Source organism: Shimazuella sp. NTD250 (genome assembly GCF_059510375.1).
Genome location: NZ_JCAJZS010000001.1, coordinates 472369 through 496468, shown reverse-complemented (window position 1 = coordinate 496468; position 24100 = coordinate 472369). Strand labels below are relative to the sequence as shown.

23 protein-coding genes and 1 other annotated feature are annotated in these 24100 nt (G+C 40.0%); of the genes, 11 read left to right on the top strand and 12 right to left on the bottom strand.

Features of this window, described 5'->3' with window-relative positions:
* Positions 1-86: 86 nt before the first annotated feature.
* The 3 genes from AC5WOF_RS02605 to AC5WOF_RS02595 all read right to left on the bottom strand — a co-directional run bounded on the left by AC5WOF_RS02605 (position 87) and on the right by AC5WOF_RS02595 (position 7517).
* Entirely contained in the window at positions 87-2435 is a 2349-nt protein-coding gene (locus AC5WOF_RS02605) for a transglycosylase domain-containing protein (protein WP_496048393.1), read from the bottom strand.
* Positions 2436-2614: 179 nt separating this feature from the next.
* On the bottom strand, positions 2615-4924 hold the full coding sequence (locus tag AC5WOF_RS02600) for a transglycosylase domain-containing protein (protein ID WP_496048392.1): 2310 nt from the start codon (positions 4922-4924) through the stop codon (positions 2615-2617).
* Positions 4925-5057: 133 nt separating this feature from the next.
* Positions 5058-7517: a transglycosylase domain-containing protein gene (locus AC5WOF_RS02595; RefSeq protein WP_496048391.1), complete on the bottom strand. Its 2460-nt coding sequence runs from the start codon at positions 7515-7517 to the stop codon at positions 5058-5060.
* A gap of 48 nt (positions 7518-7565) precedes the next feature.
* Positions 7566-7795: a binding site (T-box leader), on the top strand.
* Between the two features lie 82 nt (positions 7796-7877).
* On the opposite strand from AC5WOF_RS02595, the gene AC5WOF_RS02590 reads away from it, so the two are divergent.
* From AC5WOF_RS02590 to AC5WOF_RS02580, 3 genes are all read left to right on the top strand, one after another.
* Positions 7878-8027: a hypothetical protein gene (locus AC5WOF_RS02590; protein ID WP_496048390.1), complete on the top strand. Its 150-nt coding sequence runs from the start codon at positions 7878-7880 to the stop codon at positions 8025-8027.
* Positions 8028-8052: 25 nt separating this feature from the next.
* Positions 8053-9315 (top strand): tyrosine--tRNA ligase, encoded by a 1263-nt coding sequence (gene tyrS, locus AC5WOF_RS02585; RefSeq protein WP_496048389.1) that lies wholly within the window; start codon positions 8053-8055, stop codon positions 9313-9315.
* Positions 9316-9456: 141 nt separating this feature from the next.
* Positions 9457-10119, top strand: a complete 663-nt coding sequence (locus AC5WOF_RS02580) for a hypothetical protein (RefSeq protein ID WP_496048388.1) — start codon at positions 9457-9459, stop codon at positions 10117-10119.
* A 135-nt stretch (positions 10120-10254) separates the two neighbouring features.
* On the opposite strand, the gene AC5WOF_RS02575 is transcribed toward AC5WOF_RS02580, so the two are convergent.
* The 6 genes from AC5WOF_RS02575 to trmB form a co-directional block, all read right to left on the bottom strand.
* Positions 10255-12021: an ABC transporter ATP-binding protein gene (locus AC5WOF_RS02575; RefSeq protein ID WP_496048387.1), complete on the bottom strand. Its 1767-nt coding sequence runs from the start codon at positions 12019-12021 to the stop codon at positions 10255-10257.
* Between the two features lie 246 nt (positions 12022-12267).
* Positions 12268-12708, bottom strand: a complete 441-nt coding sequence (locus AC5WOF_RS02570) for an HAD family hydrolase (protein WP_496048815.1) — start codon at positions 12706-12708, stop codon at positions 12268-12270.
* Positions 12709-12716: 8 nt separating this feature from the next.
* Positions 12717-13007: a hypothetical protein gene (locus AC5WOF_RS02565; RefSeq protein ID WP_496048386.1), complete on the bottom strand. Its 291-nt coding sequence runs from the start codon at positions 13005-13007 to the stop codon at positions 12717-12719.
* A 211-nt stretch (positions 13008-13218) separates the two neighbouring features.
* Positions 13219-13821: a 30S ribosomal protein S4 gene (gene rpsD, locus AC5WOF_RS02560; protein WP_496048385.1), complete on the bottom strand. Its 603-nt coding sequence runs from the start codon at positions 13819-13821 to the stop codon at positions 13219-13221.
* Positions 13822-14066: 245 nt separating this feature from the next.
* Positions 14067-14204 (bottom strand): hypothetical protein, encoded by a 138-nt coding sequence (locus AC5WOF_RS02555; RefSeq protein WP_496048384.1) that lies wholly within the window; start codon positions 14202-14204, stop codon positions 14067-14069.
* Positions 14197-14853, bottom strand: coding sequence for a tRNA (guanosine(46)-N7)-methyltransferase TrmB (trmB, locus tag AC5WOF_RS02550; RefSeq protein WP_496048383.1), 657 nt, complete (start codon positions 14851-14853; stop codon positions 14197-14199). Before trmB ends, AC5WOF_RS02555 begins: the two co-directional genes overlap by 8 nt.
* Positions 14854-15438: 585 nt before the next feature.
* On the opposite strand from trmB, the gene AC5WOF_RS02545 reads away from it, so the two are divergent.
* The 3 genes from AC5WOF_RS02545 to AC5WOF_RS02535 all read left to right on the top strand — a co-directional run bounded on the left by AC5WOF_RS02545 (position 15439) and on the right by AC5WOF_RS02535 (position 17019).
* On the top strand, positions 15439-15786 hold the full coding sequence (locus AC5WOF_RS02545; protein WP_496048382.1) for a hypothetical protein: 348 nt from the start codon (positions 15439-15441) through the stop codon (positions 15784-15786).
* Positions 15787-16071: 285 nt separating this feature from the next.
* The gene (locus tag AC5WOF_RS02540) at positions 16072-16554 is read left to right on the top strand and encodes a PaaI family thioesterase (RefSeq protein WP_496048381.1); all 483 of its coding nucleotides are present in this window, start codon (positions 16072-16074) and stop codon (positions 16552-16554) included.
* Between the two features lie 15 nt (positions 16555-16569).
* Positions 16570-17019, top strand: a complete 450-nt coding sequence (locus AC5WOF_RS02535) for an NUDIX hydrolase (RefSeq protein WP_496048380.1) — start codon at positions 16570-16572, stop codon at positions 17017-17019.
* Between the two features lie 332 nt (positions 17020-17351).
* Here the strand turns inward: AC5WOF_RS02535 and AC5WOF_RS02530 are convergent, their stop codons facing one another.
* Together AC5WOF_RS02530 and AC5WOF_RS02525 are read right to left on the bottom strand one after the other, a co-directional pair.
* Positions 17352-18617, bottom strand: a complete 1266-nt coding sequence (locus tag AC5WOF_RS02530) for a cation:dicarboxylate symporter family transporter (protein WP_496048379.1) — start codon at positions 18615-18617, stop codon at positions 17352-17354.
* Between the two features lie 26 nt (positions 18618-18643).
* Positions 18644-19141, bottom strand: a complete 498-nt coding sequence (locus AC5WOF_RS02525) for a GAF domain-containing protein (protein ID WP_496048378.1) — start codon at positions 19139-19141, stop codon at positions 18644-18646.
* 128 nt (positions 19142-19269) lie between these two features.
* On the opposite strand from AC5WOF_RS02525, the gene AC5WOF_RS02520 reads away from it, so the two are divergent.
* The 4 genes from AC5WOF_RS02520 (at position 19270) to AC5WOF_RS02505 (ending at position 22474) form a co-directional block, all read left to right on the top strand.
* Positions 19270-20385 carry an aminopeptidase gene (locus tag AC5WOF_RS02520; protein WP_496048377.1) on the top strand — a complete coding sequence of 372 codons (1116 nt, stop codon included), beginning with the start codon at positions 19270-19272 and terminating at the stop codon, positions 20383-20385.
* 482 nt (positions 20386-20867) lie between these two features.
* Positions 20868-21350, top strand: a complete 483-nt coding sequence (locus AC5WOF_RS02515; RefSeq protein ID WP_496048376.1) for a DUF2975 domain-containing protein — start codon at positions 20868-20870, stop codon at positions 21348-21350.
* 15 nt (positions 21351-21365) lie between these two features.
* Positions 21366-21587 carry a helix-turn-helix domain-containing protein gene (locus AC5WOF_RS02510; RefSeq protein ID WP_496048375.1) on the top strand — a complete coding sequence of 74 codons (222 nt, stop codon included), beginning with the start codon at positions 21366-21368 and terminating at the stop codon, positions 21585-21587.
* Positions 21588-21685: 98 nt separating this feature from the next.
* Positions 21686-22474, top strand: coding sequence for a DUF817 domain-containing protein (locus tag AC5WOF_RS02505; RefSeq protein WP_496048374.1), 789 nt, complete (start codon positions 21686-21688; stop codon positions 22472-22474).
* Between the two features lie 157 nt (positions 22475-22631).
* On the opposite strand, the gene AC5WOF_RS02500 is transcribed toward AC5WOF_RS02505, so the two are convergent.
* Positions 22632-23480, bottom strand: coding sequence for an NmrA/HSCARG family protein (locus AC5WOF_RS02500; protein ID WP_496048373.1), 849 nt, complete (start codon positions 23478-23480; stop codon positions 22632-22634).
* Between the two features lie 159 nt (positions 23481-23639).
* Between AC5WOF_RS02500 and AC5WOF_RS02495 the strand changes: the two genes are divergently transcribed.
* Positions 23640-23978 carry a winged helix-turn-helix transcriptional regulator gene (locus AC5WOF_RS02495; RefSeq protein ID WP_496048372.1) on the top strand — a complete coding sequence of 113 codons (339 nt, stop codon included), beginning with the start codon at positions 23640-23642 and terminating at the stop codon, positions 23976-23978.
* The last annotated feature ends 122 nt before the right edge of the window (positions 23979-24100 follow it).

Here is a 24100-nt window from a genome sequence, read left to right as displayed (position 1 = left end):
GATTTGGAGTGGTTATTTTATCTAGTTTTTATACCTATTTCTCAAAATAAAAACTCACTTCTACTTGTAAGAAGTGAGTTTTTGTATTACCCGGATGCATTCTCTTCTGATTTATTTGGTTTATTTGAAAATAGTCCATTGTTATCAGGAGAGGTATTATTTGATTCGTTATCGGAAGATTCTTCCTGTTTTTTGTGCTTTGAATCCTTTGGAGGAACAATACCTGTATTTTTATTAGGCTGCTGCTCTTCTCCGTTTTTCTGCTTTTTGTCTTTCTTTTTCTGTTCATCTTTTTGAGATTCTTGGTTATCATCTGATTCTGATTGTTCTGGAACTTGACGGTTACATTCAAAACATTTATTTCCAAATGAACCACCAGGATCTTGAAAGTCAGAGCCTTTTCGTATTAGGCTAGGATTAGTAGCTGCTGCTGCTTTAAATAGCTTCACCCATGCAGTTTTCGCTAGATCATGATCGCCTTTTTTATTGTAGTCGTATCCAGACCATACACCTAAAGATATTTCTGGAGTATAGCCTACAAACCATAAATCATATTCGCTTGTGGTCGTACCTGTTTTTCCAGCGATACTATATCCTTTAATCTGACCAATAAATCCTTCCGCTGTTCCTCCTTGTACTACTTTTTTCAACATCCCTGTTAATTGGTAAGCAGTCTGTGGAGTAAATACTTCTTTTGTTTCATTTTCTTTTGCATAGTCATAAATAACTTTACCTTGGGAATCAGTAATTTTTTGGATCAAGTGAGGCTTATTAAATTTTCCATGATTCGCAATCATGGCATACGCACCAGTCATCTGTTCCACCGTGTAACCATATGTAGCACCACCTAGAACTAGCGCTTCTCCATCTTTTTTATTGGGTGGCATGCCCATCTTTCTTATGTAATCAAATACTTTTTGTTTACTTCCCAATTTATCGACAGTCGCTCGAAATGCTTTGATTGCAGGTATATTATAGGAAAACTGCAATGCTCGAGTAGCAGTAACAGGACCACTGTATTTTCCATTCGCATTTTTATATACTGCTGAGCTGAATTCTTTATTGATGGGTTCATCTACAATAATTGAGTCTGGAGATAGAATACCTTCATTAATCGCAGGTCCATAAGCTAACAGTGGTTTCATCGAAGAACCAGGTTGGTTTTGTGCGTCAAAGGCATGGTCTTTTTGGTTTTCTTCAAAATCTGTTCCTGCAAAGAATGAAAGGACAGAACCGGTTTTGTTTTCTATCATTACAGAACCAATTTGTTCCCGAACCAAAACACCATTGATTTTTCGTTGAGGGAAGTCTATATTCTTCACTGATTTATTCATACTCTCATAGAGTGCTTGATCAACAGTAGAATATATCTTTAGACCACCGCCGCGTACTTTATCACTGTAGTACTTATAAGGTCTATCTTTTGCTTCTTCTGGATGGTATTTTTTATCCATTTCTTGCAAGACTTTGATTGCTTCGCTTTCTACAGCAGAGATAATGAAAGGATAAGTTTCGTATGCATTTCTAAAATCGCTCGGCTTGGCAAGAGATTTCGTAATGTCATATTTAGCAGCTTCATCTCGTTGAGCAGGAGTAATTTTCCCATTGGCAACCATGTAATCTAAAACCATTTTCATGCGTTTCATGCCACGTTTAATTTTTGCTTTTTGTATCTCTGGATCAGTGGAGAAAGGATTGTATTTGATAGGCTGCTGAACCATTCCAGCTATATAAGCTGCCTCTGGAAGAGTCAAATCCTTTGCATCTTTATTAAAAAGTCCTCGTGCTGCGGCCATCACACCATACATATGTTTCCCATTGGCGCCTTTAAAAAAATAAACACTATTGAGATATTTCACTAAAATCTCGTCTTTTTTATAATATTTCTCCAAGCGTAGAGCATTTACAATTTCTAAGGATTTACGTTCTAAAGATCGCTCGCGATTTCCTAAGATTTCGTTTTTTACTAGTTGTTGAGTTAAGGTGCTACCGCCAGTGACTACCTCACTTCCCATAGCTTGTTGAATGGCAGCGCGTAATACAGCTGTTGGTACAACACCATCATGGGTATAGAATTGTCTATCTTCAGTTGAAAATAATGCATTGAGTAAATTAGGGCTTACATCACTTGGTTTTCTGACTAAAACTCGGTCTTTCTCGTTGTTCATGGCTCCAATTAGTTTCGGTTTTCCTGTAGTAGCGTCGCGGAAGTAAGCATAACTCGTTTCAGACCAACCATTTAAGTCTTCGTCAAAATCTTTTTTCGTTCGAACTTTTTCATTTTTTGTATAAGCTGATACGATACCGGCTCCTACTCCTAGTACAGCAACGGCAACAACTAGGAAAAAAGTTAGTATGCTATAAAGTGTCACCAAGAATATTTTCTTCTTTTTTTGTTTCTTGGGAGGCACTTTTCTATTATATTGTTCCTGCATTTCTTTAATTTCCCTCCTCATGTATGTAAGAATTATATCATAGGAGGTATTGGTGAAATTTATAGATTCTTGTGACGATTTTATTATGAAATAGAAATGCAAATCTAGCATGATAGATGTTCATCAAATCGAAAAACCCGCTCTTCCAATAGAGAAGAAGCGGGTTTTTCGATGAATGATTAATTTTCTTTACGTTTATCAATCGTGCCAGGGAGAATACCATTTTGATTTTGTGTTGATTGATTGTTATTAGTGGTATCGGATTGCCCAGCATTCGTATTTGACTGTGTGTCGGCACCTGCATTGGTACTTGGTTGCTGCTGCTGTTCTTGTTGTTGCCCTTGTGTCTGTTGTCCGTTATTGGAATTAGAGGTATCAGGAGCTTGGCGATTACATTCAAAGCACTTATCATCGGACGAGCCGCCAGGGTCTTGGAAATCAGTCCCTTTTGGTATCAGCGTTGGATTAGTAGATGCTGCTGCTTTAAACAGTTTCACCCATGCTGTTTTTGCTAAATCATGGTCACCCTTTTTGTTGTAATCATAACCAGACCAAACACCCATAGATACTTCAGGAGTGTATCCAACAAACCATAGATCATATTGGCTGGATGTTGTCCCTGTTTTACCAGCGATATTATATCCAGATATTTGTCCAATAAATCCTTCTGCTGTACCATTTCTTACTACTTGTTTTAACATCCCTGTCAATTGATAAGCAGTCTGTGGTGTAAATACTTCTTTTGGTGCATTTTCTTTTGCATAGTCATAAATAACATTTCCTTGCGAGTCCGTAATTTTAGAAATTAAGTGCGGCTTATTGAATTTTCCTCCGTTTGCAATCATGGAATATCCACCAGTCATTTGTTCCACTGTATACCCGTATGTAGCTCCACCGAGTACAAGTGCTTCTCCATCTTTTTCATTTGGAGGCATTCCAATTGCACGTATATAATCAAAGACTTTTTGTCTGCCGCCTAATTTGTCTTCGGTTGCCCGGAAAACCTTGATTGCAGGAATATTGTATGAGAACTGCAATGCTTTTGTAGCAGTTACTGCACCATGGAAATTTCCGCCGTCGTTTTTATAATATTGAGAGCTGTATTCTTTCTTTATCGGTTCGTCGACGATAATCGAATTCGGTGAGATAACACCTTCGTTAATGGCAGGTCCATATGATAAGAGTGGCTTCATAGAGGAGCCTGGTTGGTTCTGAGCATCAAAAGCATGGTCCTTTTGGTTTTCATCAAAGTCTGTACCAGAAAAGAAGGAAAGCACATTTCCTGACTTGTTTTCTATCATCACAGCGCCAATTTGTTCTCGAATCAACTTTCCATTGATTTTACGACGAGGAAAATCAAGATTTTTTACCGATTTATTCATATTATCGTAAAGTGCTTGGTCCACTGTAGAGTAGATTTTTAATCCCCCAACGCGCACTTTATCGCTGTAATACTTATAAGATCTTTCTTTTGCTTCGTCAGGATGATATTTTTTATCCATTTCTTGCAAGTCTTTGATCGCTTCACTTTCAATGGCAGAAATGACAAAAGGATAGGTTGCATAAGCATTTTTAAAATCACTTGGTTTGGCAAATGATTTCGTGATGTCATATTTAGCAGCTTCATCTCGTTGTTGAGCGGTAATTTTCCCGTTGACTACCATGTTGTCAAGCACGAGCTTCATGCGTTTTTTACCAAGTTTGATATTTTGTTTTTGTTTCTTTTCATCATTTGTAGAAAAGGGATTGTATGCATTAGGACGTTGACACATTCCAGCAATGTAAGCTGCTTCTGGAAGGGTCAAGTCTTTGATGTCTTTGTTAAAAAGTCCGCGGGCAGCTGCCATTGCTCCATACATGTGTTTACCATTTGCACCTTTGCCAAAATAAACACTGTTAAGATAACTCACAAAAATGTCTTCTTTTGAATAATACTTTTCTAGTCTCAAGGCATTTACAATTTCTAATGCTTTGCGCTCTAAGGATTTGTGTCTGTCTCCTAATATTTCGTTTTTGACCAATTGTTGTGTTAAGGTACTACCACCTGTTGTTACTTCACTACCGGTTACTTGCTGCATGACTGCTCGTAAGATGGAACTTGGTACAATCCCATTGTGAGAGTAAAATTGTCTGTCTTCGGTAGACAATATAGCATCTAACAAATTTTGATCCACATCTGACAATTTACGAACGAGTACACGGTCTTTTTCATTGTGCATCGCACCGATTAGTTTGGGTTGTCCTGTAGTGGCATCTCGAAAATAAGCATAGCTTGTTTCTGACCAACCATGTAAGTCTTCATCAAAATCTTTCTTGGTACGGATTTTTTCGCTTTTTGTGTACGCTGACACAATTCCAGACCCAACGCCAAAAATTGCAACTGCCGCAACTAAAACGAGGGTTACTATTACATAAAGTGTAACCAAGATGATTTTCTTTTTACTCCGCTTTTTCTTGGTGTTCACCGGTATATTATTTTGCTCTTGCATTTCTCCGATTTCCCTCCTCATATGTACGAATTATAACACAGCAGGTTTGAAATAAGTTTATAGATTTCTTGTGACAATGTTTTCTTCGCGAAGGTAAATATACCCAAGAAGAAAAGCCCGTATAAGGGGCTTTTTAATTATTTATCACAGGGGAGTTGTTTCCTCCATCTGTTGGAGAACCACCCGAATTACTTGAACCACCGTTGTTATTACTAGTCTCACTACCATTACTGCTACCGTTGGATGATCCCCCATTATTAGTGGTTGATCCTCCATTAGAACCATTTGAGGAACCGCCGTTCGAATCTCCTCCGTTTGATCCATCACCTGAACTGCCACCATCTGAGTTGGGAGGCTTATCGCCATCATCTTCATCTTTGCTTGGCGGAGGAGTGGAAGGAGTAGATGGTTTAGTAGATTCGGATGATTTGTGATCATTTTTCTTTTTCTCTTTCGCTTTTCCTTTTGATTTATTTGCATCCTCATAACTTTTCTTTTTGTCACATTCAAATCCGCATTTTTCTGGCCCTATATCCCCAGGGTTAACGAAATCTGTTCCTCTCGGAATGATATCCGCTGCTTGTTCAATTGCAGCATTAAAAATGTTGATCCATGCTTTTTTAGAAAACTTATCATTTGAATCCATAGGGAAGTTATAGTCGTAACCACTCCATACCCCGATTGTTACTTCAGGAGTATATCCTATAAACCATAAATCTTTTTCATCTGAAGTGGTACCTGTTTTGCCTGCTACTTCATAACCTGAAGGAATCTGTGCTCCGATGTAAGCTGCCGTTCCACTGAGAACCGTTTTTAAGATGCCCGTCATTTGATAAGCTGTTTGCGGTGAGAAGACTCGTCTTGAATTTTGCTTTCTTTCAAATAACACTTTTCCATCAGCATCTGTTACTTTAGAAATCATATAAGGTTTGTTGTACAAGCCTTCATTTGCAAAAGTAGAGAAGGCAGCAGTCATTTTTTCCACGGTGTAACCATTTGTTGCCCCGCCGATAGCTGCGGCTTCTCCGTCTTTAGGAGAAGGAGGTAGATTTAATTCCTTCAAGTAATTAAATCCTTTTTGATGTCCTAAGGCGTTAAATGTTTTGATAGCAGGAATGTTATAGGACCATTTTAATGCATCTTGAACGGTTACAAATCCCTTATAACTTCCATTTGCATTTTTGTAATAGCCAGAACCGTCACTTTTCATAATAGGTTCATCGAGTATTTGCGAGTGAGGCGATACGACTCCTTCTTCAATCGCTGGCCCATAAACAAGCAGCGGTTTGATGGAAGAGCCTGGCTGTCTTTGTACTTGCAGAGCGTGATCTTTTTGGTTATCATCAAACGACTCTGTTCCCGAAACAAACGCTAAGACAGCACCGGTTTTGTTATTGATAATGGTTGCCCCGAGCTGTTCATGTGTTTCTTTTCCACCATACTTACGATTGTTGAATTCCAGTCCTTTTGTTGCTGCTTTATTAACGGCATTATAGAGTCCTTCATCAATCGTTGTATAGAAGCGATAACCTCCAGTAACAGCTTTCTTTTTATATTCCTCTAAAGTAGAACGATATTTCCCTTCTTTGCTGAGTTGTTCTATGTTGAGGTTATCCATTTCCATCAAAGTCTCTGCTGCTTCATCTTCCATTGCAAACATGATGAATGGGTATTTCTCATAACCATTATCAAAATCAGAAGGTTTGGCGAGTGATTTTTTGATGTTGAAATGAATGGCTTCATCGTATTGTGTTTTGGTGATTTTTTTATTTTGAAGCATTTCGGTTAATACTAGCTTTAATCGTTTCATGCCACGCTTATAATTTTTTGGATCTTCATCAAGCGGATTCAATGCATTTGGTCGTTGAACCATACCAGCTATGTATGCAGCTTGAGCGAGATTGAGCTCTTTCGGAGTTTTGTTAAAAAGTCCTTTTGCAGCGGCTTGAACACCATACATCTTCCGGCCGTTTGCACCTTTCCCAAAAAAGACGCTGTTCATATAGTAGACGAGAATTTCATCTTTGCTATACATCTGTTCCATGCGAAGCGCTAAAACAATTTCATTCGCTTTTCGTTCAATATCTTTTTTTCGGTTTTTTAGTACGATATTTTTGACCAATTGCTGAGTTAGTGTACTACCGCCAGTAGTGACCTCACTGCCAACGGCTTGTTGGAAAGCGGCACGGATGATAGATCGAGGAACAACTCCTTTGTGCGTATAGAAATCTCTATCTTCTACAGAGATGAATGCATTGACCAAATAAGGAGTTACATCACTGACTTTTTTGATCATACCTCGATCATTATCAAAACGCAGTGCCCCAATTGCTACTGGCTTTCCCTTTTTATCTGTGTTTTGGAAGTAAGCATAACTGGTTTGAAATAAATTGTTTAGTTCTTTGTCAAAGTCTTGCTTGGTTCGAACTTTCTCATCTTTTACAACAGCAGAGACGATACCAGCCCCTGCACCAATCACAATTGCTGCTATTGTCAATGTAAGGATTACAATAGTAATTACTGTTCGTATACTCCAACGTACAATTTGACTGGTGTCTACATGGGGTTTCTTTATCCATTTTTGTAGATTCACCTTGATACCTCCCTGGCGATAAGGTAATATTATATCATAATTTGAAAACAATAAGTGTTGAACTAAGCGAGTAGTCCCATGTTTGTATCGTTCAGAGAGCTGGTGGAAAACAAAATGTTTTTCGTTTTGTTAGGTGCGAACCAGTCGAACACATCGGATCAAATTACACTTAGGAAGCTTTGCGTTTAAACGCACGGGAGACCCGTTATATCTTATTCGAGTGGAGAACTTTTGGTTTTCAACAAGGGTGGTACCGCGGGCATAGCTCCGTCCCTTTTTAGGGATGGAGTTTTTTTATATTCTCCACTTGTATGGCTTGGTTACTTCACTGAAAATCTCCCAAAAAGGAGTGTGATACAGTTGTCAGACCCAAAAAAAGTAACACTTGCAGATGCGTTATCCAAATTATTGCTCACCAAAAAATATAAACGCGGTGAAGCAATTCCTATTACAGAGCTATTTGCTGAGAAGCAAAAACAGCAACAAGTACCTGCTGAAATTAGGAAGTAATCTTTCACAAGGAGTGAACTTAACAATGCGTTTACTAGAAGATTTAGCTTACAGAGGATTGATCTATCAAACTACCGATCAAGAGAAACTGGACCAACGACTAGAGCAAAAACCTATCATCTTATACGCCGGATTTGATCCTACAGCAGATAGTTTGCATATTGGACATTTGCTTCCTATTCTCACGCTCCGCCGTTTTCAGCAGTATGGGCATCAGTCGATTGCATTAGTGGGCGGTGGAACGGGACTCATTGGAGATCCAAGTGGTAAAGCATCAGAGCGGACATTGAACACCAAAGAAGTCGTACAGAGTTACTCTGATAGCATTCGCTCACAACTGTCTCGATTCCTTGATTTTGAGATGACAGAAAATCCAGCTCTATTGGTGAACAATTACGATTGGCTGGGTGAGTTAGAATTGATTCCATTCTTACGAGATATAGGGAAGCATTTCCCGCTCAATTACATGTTAGCAAAAGAATCGGTGAATTCACGACTTGAAAAAGGAATTTCTTTTACAGAGTTTAGCTACATGATTTTGCAAGCATTCGATTACTTAGAATTACATCGTCGATATGGATGCGAGCTTCAAGTTGGTGGCAGTGATCAGTGGGGAAATATCACTGCTGGCACAGAGTTAATCCGCAAAACTGGAAGCAAATCAGATGATTTGTTTGGTCTGACCATTCCATTGGTCACCAAAAGTGATGGCACGAAGTTTGGAAAGACCGAAGGCGGAGCAGTATGGTTAGATCCAGAGAAGACATCTCCATATTTATTCTATCAGTTTTGGTTAAATACCGATGACGCAGATGTTATCAAATACCTCAAATATTTTACCTTTTTAACCAAAGATCAAATCGAAGAATTGACAGAGGCAGTAAAAACTGCACCAGAAAAACGCCAAGCACAGCGTGCATTAGCAGAAGAAATGACAAAACTCGTCCATGGAGAACAAGCACTTTTAAGCAGCCAAAATATTACTGATGCATTGTTCCAAGGAAAAGTGAGTACGCTAAGTAGCTCTGAGATTGCGGAAGGTTTTCAAGATGTTCCATCTGCGTTGATCCAAGAAAACGAAATTCCACTGGTTGATGTTTTGATAAAAGTAGGAGCAGCAAAATCGAAACGAGAAGCACGAGAATTTATGCAAAATGGAGCAGTGACTGTCAACGATGAAAGAGTAACAGACACAAGCGTTTTAGTAAATACCCTAAAAGCAATTGATGATAAATTTTTGGTAATCCGCAGAGGGAAGAAGAAGTACTTCTTGGCGGAATTAGGTTAATCATGAACACCAAGTCACCTTTTGTAAGGTGGCTTTTTTTGACTAGGAAAATGAATAAATAGAAAAATGATAATGTGTTCCTATGACCAAGATGGTATGCTTACAATAAGTGTCAGCAATCAACCAAGGAAGTAGGACCTCATGGGTTCCATTCACTCCATCATCCATCCCGCCGACTCCGATGACCGGTCTGTCATCTTCGGTGAGATCGAAAAGGAACGGGACATCTCTTCGAAGAAGAATGTCTTCCGGCGCAGTGTGAGGATCTACACCCCGATCAAGTTCACCTACATCGCGGGAAGCGATCTCCACGTCGTGGACCCCTACACACAGATGGTGAAGGTGTTCAAGGGAGCCGACTTCGTCACCGTTGATGTCATCAAGCTGCTGTCGATTGATGGCTACAAGATTGAGTTGGTCACAGAGGTGACGGACTCGTTCCCGAACGAGTGGGAACCGGTGGACACCTCCAGCGACTACAAGTCTGCTCTGGTCACCGAAGAGAGCCCGCTGTCGAAGATCTGTGGTGCCATCGAGGGAAAGATGACCTATGACTCTCGATCGCTAGAAGGTGGCAAGCGCTGTAAGGTGGCGATCCACTGCAAGAACTCGTTCGAGTACACCGCAGGAAGCGACCTCAACATCGTGAATTCCAGCGGCGCGGTCGTGAAGAACTACGAGGAGGAGGATGTCCTCAGCCTCACGACCATCAAGACGACAAAGCGCGATGGCTACGACCTGGAGTTGGTCGTCAGGGTGCCTGAGCCTGACTTCCTTGCCAACGTGATGAAGCTGACGCACTGAGGCTAGGCAACTAGTCTCGCGCCCGGCTGCTCACTCAAGAAGAGTGAGTAGTCGGGCGTCGCGCTTTTAACAACAAAAAAATGGATATACATAAAAAGAAGGCGCCTTTGTCAATAAAGCACCTTCTTGTATTCATTAACCTGCTAGTTCCACCTTAAACTGTTGTTGAACCAATTGTTGATAGAGTTTATTGCTCTGTAGCAATTGTTCATGGGTGCCGGCTCCGGTTAATTTTCCTTTTTCTAATATTACAATTTTATCTGCGTCCACTACTGTGGATAAGCGGTGAGCGATGACAAGTGTTGTCCGGTCTTTCATTAAGTTTTGCAGTGCTTCTTGAACCACTTGCTCTGATGCGGAGTCCAAGTTAGAAGTTGCTTCATCCAGCATCAAAATTTTTGGATCATGTAAGATTGCTCTGGCAATAGCGATGCGTTGCCGCTGTCCGCCTGAAAGCTTCATTCCTCGTTCTCCAACTTCTGTTTCAAATCCGTCTGGTAAGTTCAAAATAAACTCATCTGCATAGGCTAACTTTGCTGCCCTGAGTAATTCCTCTTCCGTTACTTCTCTTGACATCGCGTAACAAATATTATCGCGGATTGTCCCAGCGAGAAGCGGGCTTTCTTGTGAAACATAACTGATGGCAGTGCGCCAATCTCGAAGGCTGAATTCGTGGATCGAATGGTCTCCTAGGCGAATTACACCGCTGGTTGGAGAATAAAAACGTTCCATCAACGCAAAAAATGTTGTCTTCCCACTTCCGCTGGGACCCACGAGGGCAGTAACTTTTCCCGGTTCAATCTGGAAATTCAGATTGTGGAGAATGGTATCTTTGCCTTCATATGCAAAAGATACATTTTCAATGGTAATAGGTAACTGTGGATTAACCGCTATAGCTTTTTCATGTTGTGCATCTGTTTCGCCTTCATATTCCAAGATTTCTGAGATGCGTTCTGTAGCTCCCATTGCTTTTTGCAGCCCTATAAAAAACTGGGTCATCATGGTGACAGGCATGAGAATTTGGAAGAGATACAGAATAAAAGCAACTAATTCCCCTGCTGTTAGTTCTCCAGATGCGACTCGCATCCCGCCATAACCGATGATGAGGACCAGCATGGACATCATAATAAGACCTGATAATGGCTGCAAAATAGAGGTTAAACGTGATTCTTTTAAACCATATTGAAATAATCGATCGATCTCTTCTTCGCCTTGTTTTCGTTCTACGGGTTCAGCGCTATACGCTTTTACTAAGCGGATTTCCGAGACTACTTGGGTTAGTAAACTGGTGAAAACTGCTGTTTTTTCTTGGATTCCTTTGGATATTCCCCTCATTTTCATTCCAATAGGCCGCATAACAAATACAATGATCGGAACCGCAATCAACATCACCAGTGTCATGGACCAATCCAAATAAAAGAGGATACATAGAGAGCCAACTAAGGACACAACTCCGCTAAACATCGATACTAATTGGTTGGAGATCAGATCTCGAACAATCGTTGTATCGTTATTAATTCGACTGACGGTTTCCCCAGAGTGATTTTTGTCAAAGTAGGAAATAGGTAAGGTCAATGTTTTCGCCCAAATCTTTTTCCGTAGGTTGGAAACCACCAAACCACCTAGATAGGCCAAATTATAAGTAGCAAAGCTGGACATCACCGCTTGGATTAAGATAGCTCCAACAAGCAGGAGCACGGTGGATATAGTTAAAGAACCAGCTGTCATCACGTTTACGGCATCTTTGGTAAACCAAGGCACGACAAGACCAGCAATGGTAGAAAGCAAAGATAATCCGAGTACAAGGGCAATTAACGATTTTGGTAACTTCTGAAATTGAACCAAATCCAAAAACTTTTTCCACTGTGTTTTTGATTTGGGGGGTGTATCTGTTTGCTTCACGTTTTTCCCTCCAACGTCCTAATGTGGTTCTATTGTAATGCTTCTTTATGAACGGAAAATGAACAGCGAATTATGGTTTGTATCACAAGTAAAGACGTGTGTGCAGAGAAGTAGTCAAAAGAATTATCTTGTGGATAAGGGAGAAAAAGAAGGGATAGAGAGGTTTTCTTTGATTTTATGTTTGGAGCCCGCATTTGGAAAATGATCCCAATCGAGGGCTGGAGCAGTCCTTCAGGACAGGTGTGTCTAATGACCGAGTAGTTGCAGCCAAGGTTTATATGTGCTGACTACAACTTCTGCGCCTGCTTCATGAAGCAAAGCACATTTATCAGGTGTGTAGGTGAAGCCGAGGAAGCGGACATTCGCTTTTTCAGCTGCTAGGTAATCTGTAACCGAATCTCCGATCATCAGGGTTCTTTCCGGAGATACGTCAAGCAGATCGATTGCTTTTACAAGCATAAATGGACTGGGCTTGAGAAATCCGGGGTAAGGATCTTCTCGACCAAAAATGTCTCCATGGAAGTATTGAGTTAGACCTGCTTCTTCCAAGTAGATCCCTACAGCTTTTGGAGAGTTATTGGTCGCGATTGCTTGTTGGATTCCCTTTTTGTCTAGTGCAGCAATTACTTCTTGTGCGTCAGGTGTGGGTCTGGATAGTCGTGCTGCTTCACATTCCTTTTCGGTCAGCTTTTTTTCTAGTTCAAAATAGGTATCACGATGGGTCTTATAGAACTTCTTTCCCTGCGATAAATGGCATGAGGATCATTGTCTGTTCGATCTTCTACCTGATCCAGTTGCCGTTCCCATAGATAGTCTCTTAGAAACTGAGCAACAGATGGAGCAGGCAAGCCAGCAAACATGTGAGCGATAGGAATATCAAAATCCCAGAGTACACACTCAATGTTATGTTGAATTCTTTTGAATGTGTTGATTGTGGGGTATCTCCAGTTTTGATATTGCTCTCTTGTAAGACTGAGATAAGGCATTTATTTCCTTCCGTTCAGGTATGCCAAATATATTATAGCAAAGTTGATCCTATTGGTCGATGGAAAATACATTTATTTACAAGTCTCGATCAATTTAATTATTATGCACAAGAATTTTCCCAAACAAACCTTTTACTTGTTTCAAGAAGAGAATTATTTATTTTGTTATACAAAAAAACTCCTCGAAAAGAGGAGTTTTTGCAAGAAACGATTAACGAGAGTAGAACTCTACGATAAGGGTTTCGTTGATTTCAGCTGGTAATTCAGAACGATCAGGTAGACGGGTAAAAGTACCTTCTAGTTTGTTTGGATCAAAAGAAACATATTCTGGTGTAAACGTACGGTCTTCTAAAGCGTCTTTTACAATAGTTAAATTGCGGCTTTTTTCGCGAAGACTGATTACATCGCCAAGTGCTACATGGTATGCTGGACGGTCGACTTTTTTTCCATTAACGGTTACATGACCATGTACAACCAATTGGCGAGCTTGTGCACGGGTACGTGCAAGACCAAGACGGAAAACAAGGTTGTCCAAACGAGATTCGAGCAACTTCATAAAGTTTTCCCCGTGAATCCCTTTAATCTTACCAGAACGAACAAACAAGTTACGGAACTGCTTTTCGTTCATACCGTACATCAAACGCAGTTTTTGTTTCTCTTGAAGCTGGATGCCGTACTCACTTAATTTTTTACGTTGGTTTGGGCCGTGTTGTCCTGGAGCATATGGACGACGAGATAATTCTTTCCCCGTTCCAGATAGTGAAATGCCAAGACGACGGCTCAATTTCCAAGTTGGGCCAGTATAACGTGCCATATTGTAAAACTCCTTTTCATTTGCGTTTTTCTGCAAATGACAGGGGCTGATCCGCTTATGCTTACCATACTCATCCGGATAGCGGCGGTAAGAGCAGGTACCTATATCCAATAGGGCGAACCAGTGAGGGTGATCCCTTCACCTATCGTTTGCGTGCTATCCTCATTTTCCCATAGGAGGGATATTTCTAGAGCCATACAAGCAAATATTATACAAGATATAGGTTCGGAGTACAAGAGATAAAACTACTTTTCCGGATTACCAATAGTTTCTGTTGTTCTTTTTGCTTTTTCCAATAAAAATTCCATGTATTCGATCACCAATTCTTGATAGTGGAGAGGTGATTTTTCAGAGGACTTTTTCAATTGGGTTTCTTTATTCATTAGCGTTTTTTCTGCTAGGAACTGCCTTCAAATAATAAATCTGCATCCCAAGACCTGCGAACTTTTCCTCATATTCGGTCGTTATATTCGTTTCTGCCCACTGGCTATGATGTAAATCGTCGCTCTGTTCGATGACATTCCATCCGGTTTCTTGAAGCTCGTTTATGGAAAACTCATACAAATTATCGCTGTCTGTTTTTAAAATAAGGTCACCTGTTGGAGAAAGAAGTGTTTTATAAACTTCCAAAAAATCTCGGTAAGTCAAACGGCGTTTATAATGTCTTGTTTTTGGCCATGGATCACTAAAATGAAGATAAAACCGATCTATTTCTCCAGGTGCAAATGCTTCTTGGATTTTCACAATGTCTAGCCATAAGTAACGGACATTTTCATTTGCTGTTTCTTCACCTTTTCGTGCTGCTAATAAGAGAGGTTCTTGAATTTTTTCTACACCTATCCAGTTGATCTCTGGATACGCAGTAGATGCTTTTGCTAAAAATTGTCCTTTTCCAGTACCAAGTTCGACATAGATAGGATGGGGATTTTGGAAGATTTTCTTCCAGCTTCCTTTTTGATCTTCGTAGTCAGTTACACTTAAGGAATGAGTGGTCAATAACTCGATTGCTTTGGGGTTTCTACGTAAACGCATATCTGCTAATCGCTCCATTTTTGAAATAAGCATTATTATAGCAGAAGGCGTGAAAATTAGGGGGAAAAAGAGTGAAATAGGAGTATGAAAGTGGGTCGGTGGTATTTTCCAATTTGGAAGGAGAACCCACCGACTGCCAGCTCCGAAGTCAGAGCTACCCAAGAAGTTGAGAGAGACCCAGCACCGTCAGAGTGACACCGATTGGTGTGATCGTCATACCGCTATAACCCAAGACCGTGTATACACGGACACGCTTATCTGTCGAACGCCTCTCTGTTTCAGTCACGTGCCAGGGTTGAGGACGGCCGGCACGGAGAAGCTTATCGAAGAAGAGCAGATAGGTGTACAGTCCAATCAGAACAAGAACAGGACCGAGAAAGAGGTTATTCATGACGTAAACCCTTACTTTTGGGAGGGAGCCGACTTTTTTTATTTATTATACCAGATTTGTGTTATTTCATGGAATGTTCAAATTATTTAAATTTTCTTTTGTACATAAATTTTCATTTCATTCCCCCTAGTTCTATCTTTACTAGGAGAAAATCGCTATACTAGAAGTACGCAACCTAGTGACAGGGGAAGAACATGGTTCACTCGATCGCCATGCAGATGGTGCTCGCGAGCAGGCGCCGCCACGGGAGCGGAGGCATCGACTTCGATGACTTCGATGGTGGGAGCTGTGCACCATCCTCCACCGGAGTGCAGTGGCTCGACTGGCTGCTCTTCATCGGTGTCCTCCTCTTCATCGTCTGCATCGGCTACTTCGTTCTTCGCTCGTTCTTCGGCGGCACGAGGAGGAAGAAGCCGGCGGCGAAGAGGCTCGTGTCCCGTCAGGTGACTCGGCCTTCGTTCGACGAGAGCGTGACGAAGTCATCGCTCGGTCAGCAGACACAGCCGCGGACGTCGCTCGATAAGGATCTCCACGAAAAGTAAGTGGGGAACCACCCTGTGCACAACCCGCCGATGCTCGGAGATTCCAAGCATCGGCGGCCATCGGTATCTCATATATAAATCAAATAAATGAACTGCAAAAAGTATTTTGGCTTTGATTGATTTAGGGTATCTTCTAGAGGGGATGCCTTTTTTGATGGATGTAGATTTCTGCACCATTTCTAAAAATAATATTTTATATATTCTAAATTAAACAACATATCTATAGATGGGGTGTAGAGTGGACGGAAAAAAACTATAATAAAGACGAGACAAAGATGAAGGACGATGAATATGACACTTGAGAAACTAGAAGCTGAAATTCGAGATCTATCAGAAGTAGAAATCAATACCATTCACAAATTAGTCCAGGCTCTAAAACGCACAAGAGTAAGTCCCCTTGCTTATATTGAAGAAATGATGAATTTCCAATTTATGAAGTATGACGAAGAGGAAGATGCATACATCCATCGGATGTGTGTAACAGATGAATTAAAAAATCGATATAAGATCTTGCATGGTGGTATTACCGCGACGTTTATTGATACAGCGATGGGAGCAACAGCAGTTCAAGCACTGGGATTAGAGACAAGCGCGGTCACTATTGACTTGCAGGTACATTTTCTCTCACCAGGAAAAGAAGGCTGGCTCTATGCTTATACCAAGTTTGTGAAAAAAGGAAAGACCATTATTACGATGGAAAGCAAGGTAAAAGATGAGCAGGGTAAAATAATCGCAACTGCAAGTTCTACCTTTTTCCGTCTGAATTAAAAGGCAGGTGAAAAAGTGAAGAAGCCAGTCAAGATTGCACCAAAGGCGATTATTTTCGATCAAGATAAGGTACTGATCCTAACTCGTTCTAAAAAAGAACGAAAAGATCGGCAATCACACGGTTGGGATTTTCCTGGTGGCGGTTTAGAACCAGGAGAGCAAATAATGGATGCGCTTGCAAGAGAAGTGAAAGAAGAGACCGGACTCTCTATAAAAGTAATTTCCCCAGCATATATCTATGATGAGATCATGGATGAAAAACATTTGGTTATCATGAAATTTGCTTGTTGTAATCCGATCGGAGAAATCGAATTAAGCCCTGAACATGATGATTTTCGCTGGGTAGAGATGAAAAAATTAGCAGATGAACCTTTTCCAGAGTGGATGAAAGAAGAAATGAGAAGGGCTTATCGCATGTATCTGGCTTATCGCGGGACAGAAAATAATATATTAATAGAAAGATAAAAAAGCATGGCATCTGCCATGCTTTTACTATATAGGGATAATAGCGGGCGGGTGATCCGGATCGTTGCCGATCGGATCACCCAAGCACTAGTCCCGACTAGTACGGTCGCTTTCCGAAGCTAAAGTGGGAGCCATCCTTGCAGTCCGAACATGTCATTCCAGGTTTAGGAATCGCGCTTTGGCAGGTACACCCGGGTTTGGGGCACTCACATCGGTCTTCATCGAGTTTCTTCACAGCATCAGCGTCGGGCTTCACGTAACCTACCTAATCGAGCCTATTACTTATGCTTTTATTATAGAGTACTATTCACGAAAATAATAATTGTAATTTTTTACACTGCACTTTTTAAAGATTGCAGATATTCTTTCCCTTTTTCCGAATCATACTGCTTTTCCCATTTGGAAATCACAACAGTAGCAAGAGAGTTTCCAACGACATTCACAACAGTGCGAGCCATATCTAAAATCCGGTCGATACCTGCAATAAAGGCAAGTCCTTCCATTGGGATTCCTACAGAACCGAGCGTAGCCAGCAAGACGACGAAAGATACCCCAGGTACACCGGCGATTCCTTTTGAGGTGAGCATCAAGACAAGTACAAGCATAATCTGTTTGCTGATGGGCATATCGATTCCATACATTTGTGCGATAAACAGTGCAGCTAATGCTTGATAAAGGGTGGAACCATCGAGATTAAAGGAATATCCCGTCGGAATAACAAAAGAAGTCACTGTTTTAGAGCAGCCAAACTTCTCCATCTTCTCCATGATTTTCGGGAGAACGGTTTCCGAACTTGAGGTAGAGTAAGCGAGAATGAGTTCGTCTTTTAAAATCCGGATCAGATGAAAGATGTTCACTCCAACCATTTTGGCTACCAATCCGAAGATGACGATGATAAAGAATATCATTGCCCCATATACACTTATCGCGAGTTTGCCAAGCGGAATGAGGGAATGGATACCAAACTTCGATATCGTAACTCCAATGAGCGCAAAAACACCAAATGGGGCAAACTTCATCACCTGATTGGTAACCCAAAACATTGCTTCCGAGATTCCTTGGAATATTGCCAAAACGGGTTTCCCTTTTTCTCCAATCGCAGCGATCCCAAGACCTAGCATAATAGAAAAGAAAATGATAGCGAGCATATCGCCTTTTACGAGGGATTCTACGATATTGGTGGGTACAATATTGACGAGAGTATCCACAAAACTATGGCTCTCTTGTGTTTTGGCTGTTGATACATATGAACCAATATCACTTTTTTGTAAGTGCTGCATCTGAACACCATGACCTGGTTGGAAAACGTTTGCAACAAGTAATCCAATTAAAATGGCTACCGTTGTTATAATTTCAAAGTAAAGAAGCGTTTTTCCGCCTAATTTCCCTAACTTTTTAAAGCTTCCTGTTCCTGCTACACCAACGACCAGTGTAGATACTACAATAGGAATAACAATCATTTTGATAAGATGAAGAAAAATATCACCAATCGGCTGCAAGTAGGTAACTACTTTTGGGTTACCATAAAAGACGGCGCCTATGATGACTCCTAACACCAAACCTATTAAAATTTGATAAGCTAAGCTAATTTTTTTCATAAATTCTCCTTCCTAAAACCAAGGTCTTATAAAAGCGGTTTCCAGTCGGTTGCTTCCATCAAAACGGCAGCAAGCTGTTCAAGGTATGTTTTATCAACGGATTCAAAGCGATTTAAAACAGGACTATCAATATCTAGTACACCGATCACGTTGTTTCCGACGACAAGAGGGATCACGATTTCAGAACGGGAATCTGCATCGCAAGCGATATGTCCGGGAAACTGGTGAACATCTGCTACGACTTGAGTTTGCTTTTCAGCGACTGCTGTTCCACAAACTCCTTTTCCAACAGCGATGCGTACACAAGCAGGTTTTCCCATGAATGGTCCCAATACCAACTCATTTTGTTTCATAACATAAAACCCAACCCAATTTATCTCGTGGAGCGCATTCGCTAAAAAGCTTGCCGTGTTAGACATATTTGCTAACCAATCCCGCTCATCTTCCAAAAGGGATTTCAGTTGTTTGATCATGGATGTATATTGTTCTTCTTTGGTGCCAGTTGGTTGCTGAACGCGAAACATTTATGTATCCCCCTAATTTTTTATTTTTCTTTACCCCGCGAAACACTTTTTCTGATAAAATGGATGGTATTGTATTACCTTACCTATTCTACCTGTGAATCTTAATTTGGAAAAGGGGTTTCTTAATTATGGTAAATGAGCGTGTGTCTACCTTAGCTCATATTTTGGTCAATCACTCCTGTAGAGTACAACCAGGAGAAAAGGTAATGATCGATTTATTCGGCCAAGATAAAGAACTAGCTGTTGCATTGGTGCAAGAAGTATATAAAGCCAAAGGACTTCCCTTTGTACAATTAACAGATCAACTTGTACACCGTAGTCTATTACTGGGTACAAATTCAGATCACTTGGATTTCTGGACCCAAATCGGATTGGAACAGATGCAAAAAATGGATTGCTATATCGGTATTCGTGGAAGCGAAAACATCAGTGAATATAGCGATGTTCCAGACGATTTGATGAGCCAATACAGCCGTACATACTCCCATGCAGTCCATACCGAAGAACGGGTGAACAATACAAAATGGGTAGTACTTCGTTATCCTTCAGGCTCTATGGCACAACTTGCCAACATGAGTACAGAAGGCTTTACGAAGTATTTCTTTGATGTTTGCAATGTTGATTATGTCAAAATGGAAAAAGCGATGCGTCCATTAGTAGCTAGAATGGAAAAAGCTGATCATGTACATATCAAAGGCCCAGGAACAGACTTGCAGTTTTCCATCAAAGGGATTCCTGTCATCAGTTGCGCTGGGGAACACAATGTTCCAGACGGAGAAGTTTTCACAGCTCCAGTGAAAAACTCTGTGAACGGGACAGTCCAATACAACGCACCAACCATCTACAATGGATTCTTATTTGACAATGTAAAACTGGAATTTAAAAATGGCAAAATCATCAACGCTACTGCCAATAATTCGGAGAAGATCAATCAAATCTTTGATACCGATGAAGGTGCGAGATACATTGGGGAGTTTAGCCTTGCAGTTAACCCAAATATTAACCATCCAATGCGCGATATTTTATTTGATGAGAAGATCAATGGCAGCTTCCACTTTACCCCGGGTCAAGCATACGAAGAAGCAGACAATTCCAACCGCTCGGCGATTCACTGGGATTTGGTCTGCATTCAACGTCCAGAATACGGTGGTGGAGAAATTTACTTTGATGGGGAATTGATCCGCAAAGATGGATTGTTTGTTGTAGATGATCTGAAGGCACTAAATCCGGAGAATTTGAAGTAGGAAAATTATAGTTCTAGTCTATGGAGTAGATAGTTAAAAATAATGGCGATCGTTACCTTTTGCAATTGGTGACGGTTGCCTGTTTTTTTGGAGTTCTCTCATTGTAGAAGTTATGCATTTAATTTATAGCTTCATGTACATGATGAAGATTCATGTTTTTACCCGTTTGTGAAAGTGTATAATATTGATTTATGTATTTATTTAGATATTAATGAATTTAGTGATAAAATAGAATCATCACCAAAAGAGGAGGAAATCATGAGTAAGTGTTCCTCTTTTGCGTGAACTAGTGGAATGATCATAAATGAAATAGTTTTAAGTTATACAGAGCATTTCTTATCATAAGAAATGCTTTTTCTCTTGTTTAGAATCGAACAGATTCTATAACGATAATAGTATATTCCAATGGGATATTTTTTTATTGTAAAACGATAAATAAAGTGGTAAAGTCAACTTATCGACAAACAAGTGAGGTGCTTTTCATGAATCGCGGGTCTACTCTTTTTCTAAAGCTGGCAGTTATTCTTATAGGTATTCCAATCCTTGCTTTGTGCATATTTTTGGTTCCAAAGATAGCGAATCTTGCAGCAGAATTATTTCCAGAAATGGCTTATATGAAATATCTTGTCTTCATCGATTTGTATGCCACTGCGGTACCTTTTTACATTGCTCTGTATCAAGCTTTTAAACTTTTAAACTACATTGATATGAATAAAGCTTTCTCGGAATTATCTGTAAGATCATTAAAGAATATAAAACACTGTGCGATTTCAATCAGTATCTTATATTTACTAGGTATGCCACTCTTTTATCTTCTGGCGGAGATGGATGATGCTCCAGGTTTCATCGTCATCGGGTTGGTCTTTATGTTTGTTTCCATTGTTATCGCAGTTTTCGCTGCTGTACTCCAAAGACTTTTACAAAATGCCATCGATATAAAAGCGGAAAATGATTTAATAGTCTGATCTGAGGTGAATAACATGGCGATTATTATCAATATTGATGTGATGCTCGCAAAAAGAAAAATGAGTGTCACGGAACTTTCGGAGCGAGTGGGAATAACAATGGCTAACCTTTCCATATTGAAAAATGGAAAGGCAAAAGCAATTCGATTAACAACGTTAGAGGCGATATGTAAGGCTTTGGACTGTCAACCTGGAGATATTTTGGAGTACCGAACAGAGGAAGAAAACCGGATATAAGATGTTGGAATAGAAAAGATGAGATGGGACAAGAAGATTCTCATCATTTAAGGGGAGCTACTCATGTATGTAACTACACACAAATGGAGGCATAAATCATGAGAGCGGGAAAACAACTCATTCGTTTTGGATGGGAACAAGCTTTATCCTGTTTGTTTCCTGTCGTTATTTTTGCTTCTTTGGCTTTTACAAAAATAATTCCCCTTCCCTTCTTGCCACGGTATGATTGGCTGCTTCTTATCTGCCTTTTGATGCAAGTCGGGATGGTGCGTTTTGGATTGGAAACACGAGATGAGTTAAAAGTTATCACCTTGTTCCACCTTATTGGACTGGCTCTTGAAATTTTCAAAGTACATATGGGTTCCTGGGCTTACCCAGAGGAAGGTTATTTTAAAATTTTGGGAGTGCCTTTGTACAGCGGATTTATGTATGCGAGTGTCGCCAGCTATCTTTGTCAAGCGTGGAGGAGGTTCAAGGTTGAACTGGTTAATTGGCCGCCGTTTTTCGTTGTTGTCTCGCTTGCAACGGCGATTTATGTGAATTTTTTTACTCACCATTACTGGATCGATGTTCGTTGGGGCTTATGCGGACTTGTCATTATCATCTTTTGGCAGTCATGGGTAACATTCGAGGTTAATAAAACTCGTTACCGTATGCCACTCGCACTTTCTTTTGTTCTCATTGGATTTTTTATATGGGTAGCCGAAAATATTGCAACGTTCTTTGGAGCATGGCAATATCCAAATCAAATCGATGCATGGAGTCTTGTTGATTTTGGAAAAATAAGTTCTTGGCTCTTACTAGTGATTATCAGCTTTCTTATCGTGGCGACATTAAAGCAAGTAAAGGGGAAATCAGTTAAGTTGGAAAAGGCAACATTTGAGTAGGTGATATAGCAGTACTCAGTTTCTATAATCCTACTAGGGTTATTCTGAGCGATTTGAGAAATGAGGGTCATATGATCCATTGGATCAGTCAACAGTAGTACACAATGGCAAATAAACCAATTGCTTGTACGTTAAGCGTCAGTTTATTTGTTTATATCTACACTTGTATAGCGGATTGACGTAACCAAGTTTCAAAATCCAATAGCTGTTTATGGAGTTGTCGTAGAGATTTTATGTCTGACTTATAACCTTCTCTCTCAAAGAACTGGGTAGCTTTTATTCCATCATGCTCATGTACGGATTCCGGAGCTGATGATTGGTATTGTGCAGGTATAGCAAAAACTTTATGAATTGTTTCTGTGATTTGTATAACAGTAAGCTCATCTCCAGCAATTTCAAGCTCTTTTCCAATATATTCACTGGGATTATCAAATACCTTCCTAGCGAGTACACCAATATCATGCACAGCAATCATTTGTACTTTTGTTTCAGGAGCACCCATATAGGGAAGATTAATTTGTCCATTCACTTGATGAAGAACAAACTGGAAGTTATCCATAAACATAACAGGTCGAAGAATGGTGGCTGGCAGATTCAAAGAGTAAATATATTGTTCTATTCTTCTCTTATTTTCAAAAGAGGTTATCCCTGTCTTACGATCTGCACCAGCAGCAGAACTGTAAACAAAGTGTGATACTTCCGCTTTTTTGGCAATATCAGCAACAGTTTTCCCATGACGCACTTCTTTTTCAAGATCATCAAAATCCAATGCTTGAACACTAAAAACACCGTAAACGTCTTTCATTGCTTCCAACAGGGAAAAAGGTTTGTCCAAATCACCTTGTACCATTTCGACACCTTGTTTCTGAAGAAATTGCGAAACTGTTTTATTAGGATCACGTACTAATGCTCTAACTTTCCATCCGTTTTCCACTAACTGTCTTGCAACTGCTCCTTCTTGTTGTCCAGTTGCTCCTATTACTAATATTGTTTTTGAAGATGTCATTTTTCTTCTCCTCTATGTTTTTGTTGTACTTGTCTAAGTATGTGTAAATAATCCATCTATTGATATTGTAGATGCTATGGAATACTATTTAAAGTAGGCAATAGTTTTATATATTGTTTCAAATAATAAACTTACTATATTTTTGTAAGGATGAATAACATGGGTACAAATTCAGAAGAGGAAAAATGTCTTTTCTCTATTCATCAGGCAACGCAAATCCTTGGTGGAAAGTGGTCATTCTTGGTTCTCGGCCAACTTTTTTATAATGGTCCGAAACGTTTTAATCAATTACGGAGAAGTTTAGACAGCATCAGTACGAAATCATTAACAGATACACTTCGCCATCTAGAACAAAATGGCATTATCAACCGAAACGTGTTTCCTACCGTTCCTGTAACCGTGGAATATTCTTTAACGGATAAAGGAAGAGACTTTAAATATGTTCTTACTGAAATGCGAAATTGGGCACAAAAATGGGAAGATAACAAAATCAAATAAATCAACTATTCTTCTCAATTGATTTGATTACTTCAACCCGTTCTGTTCTCTAGCAAAATGTGACGTGATTTATTTGTTAGGAGTGTATATATAAAGTCATATACTGGACAGCAGTTTAAAAC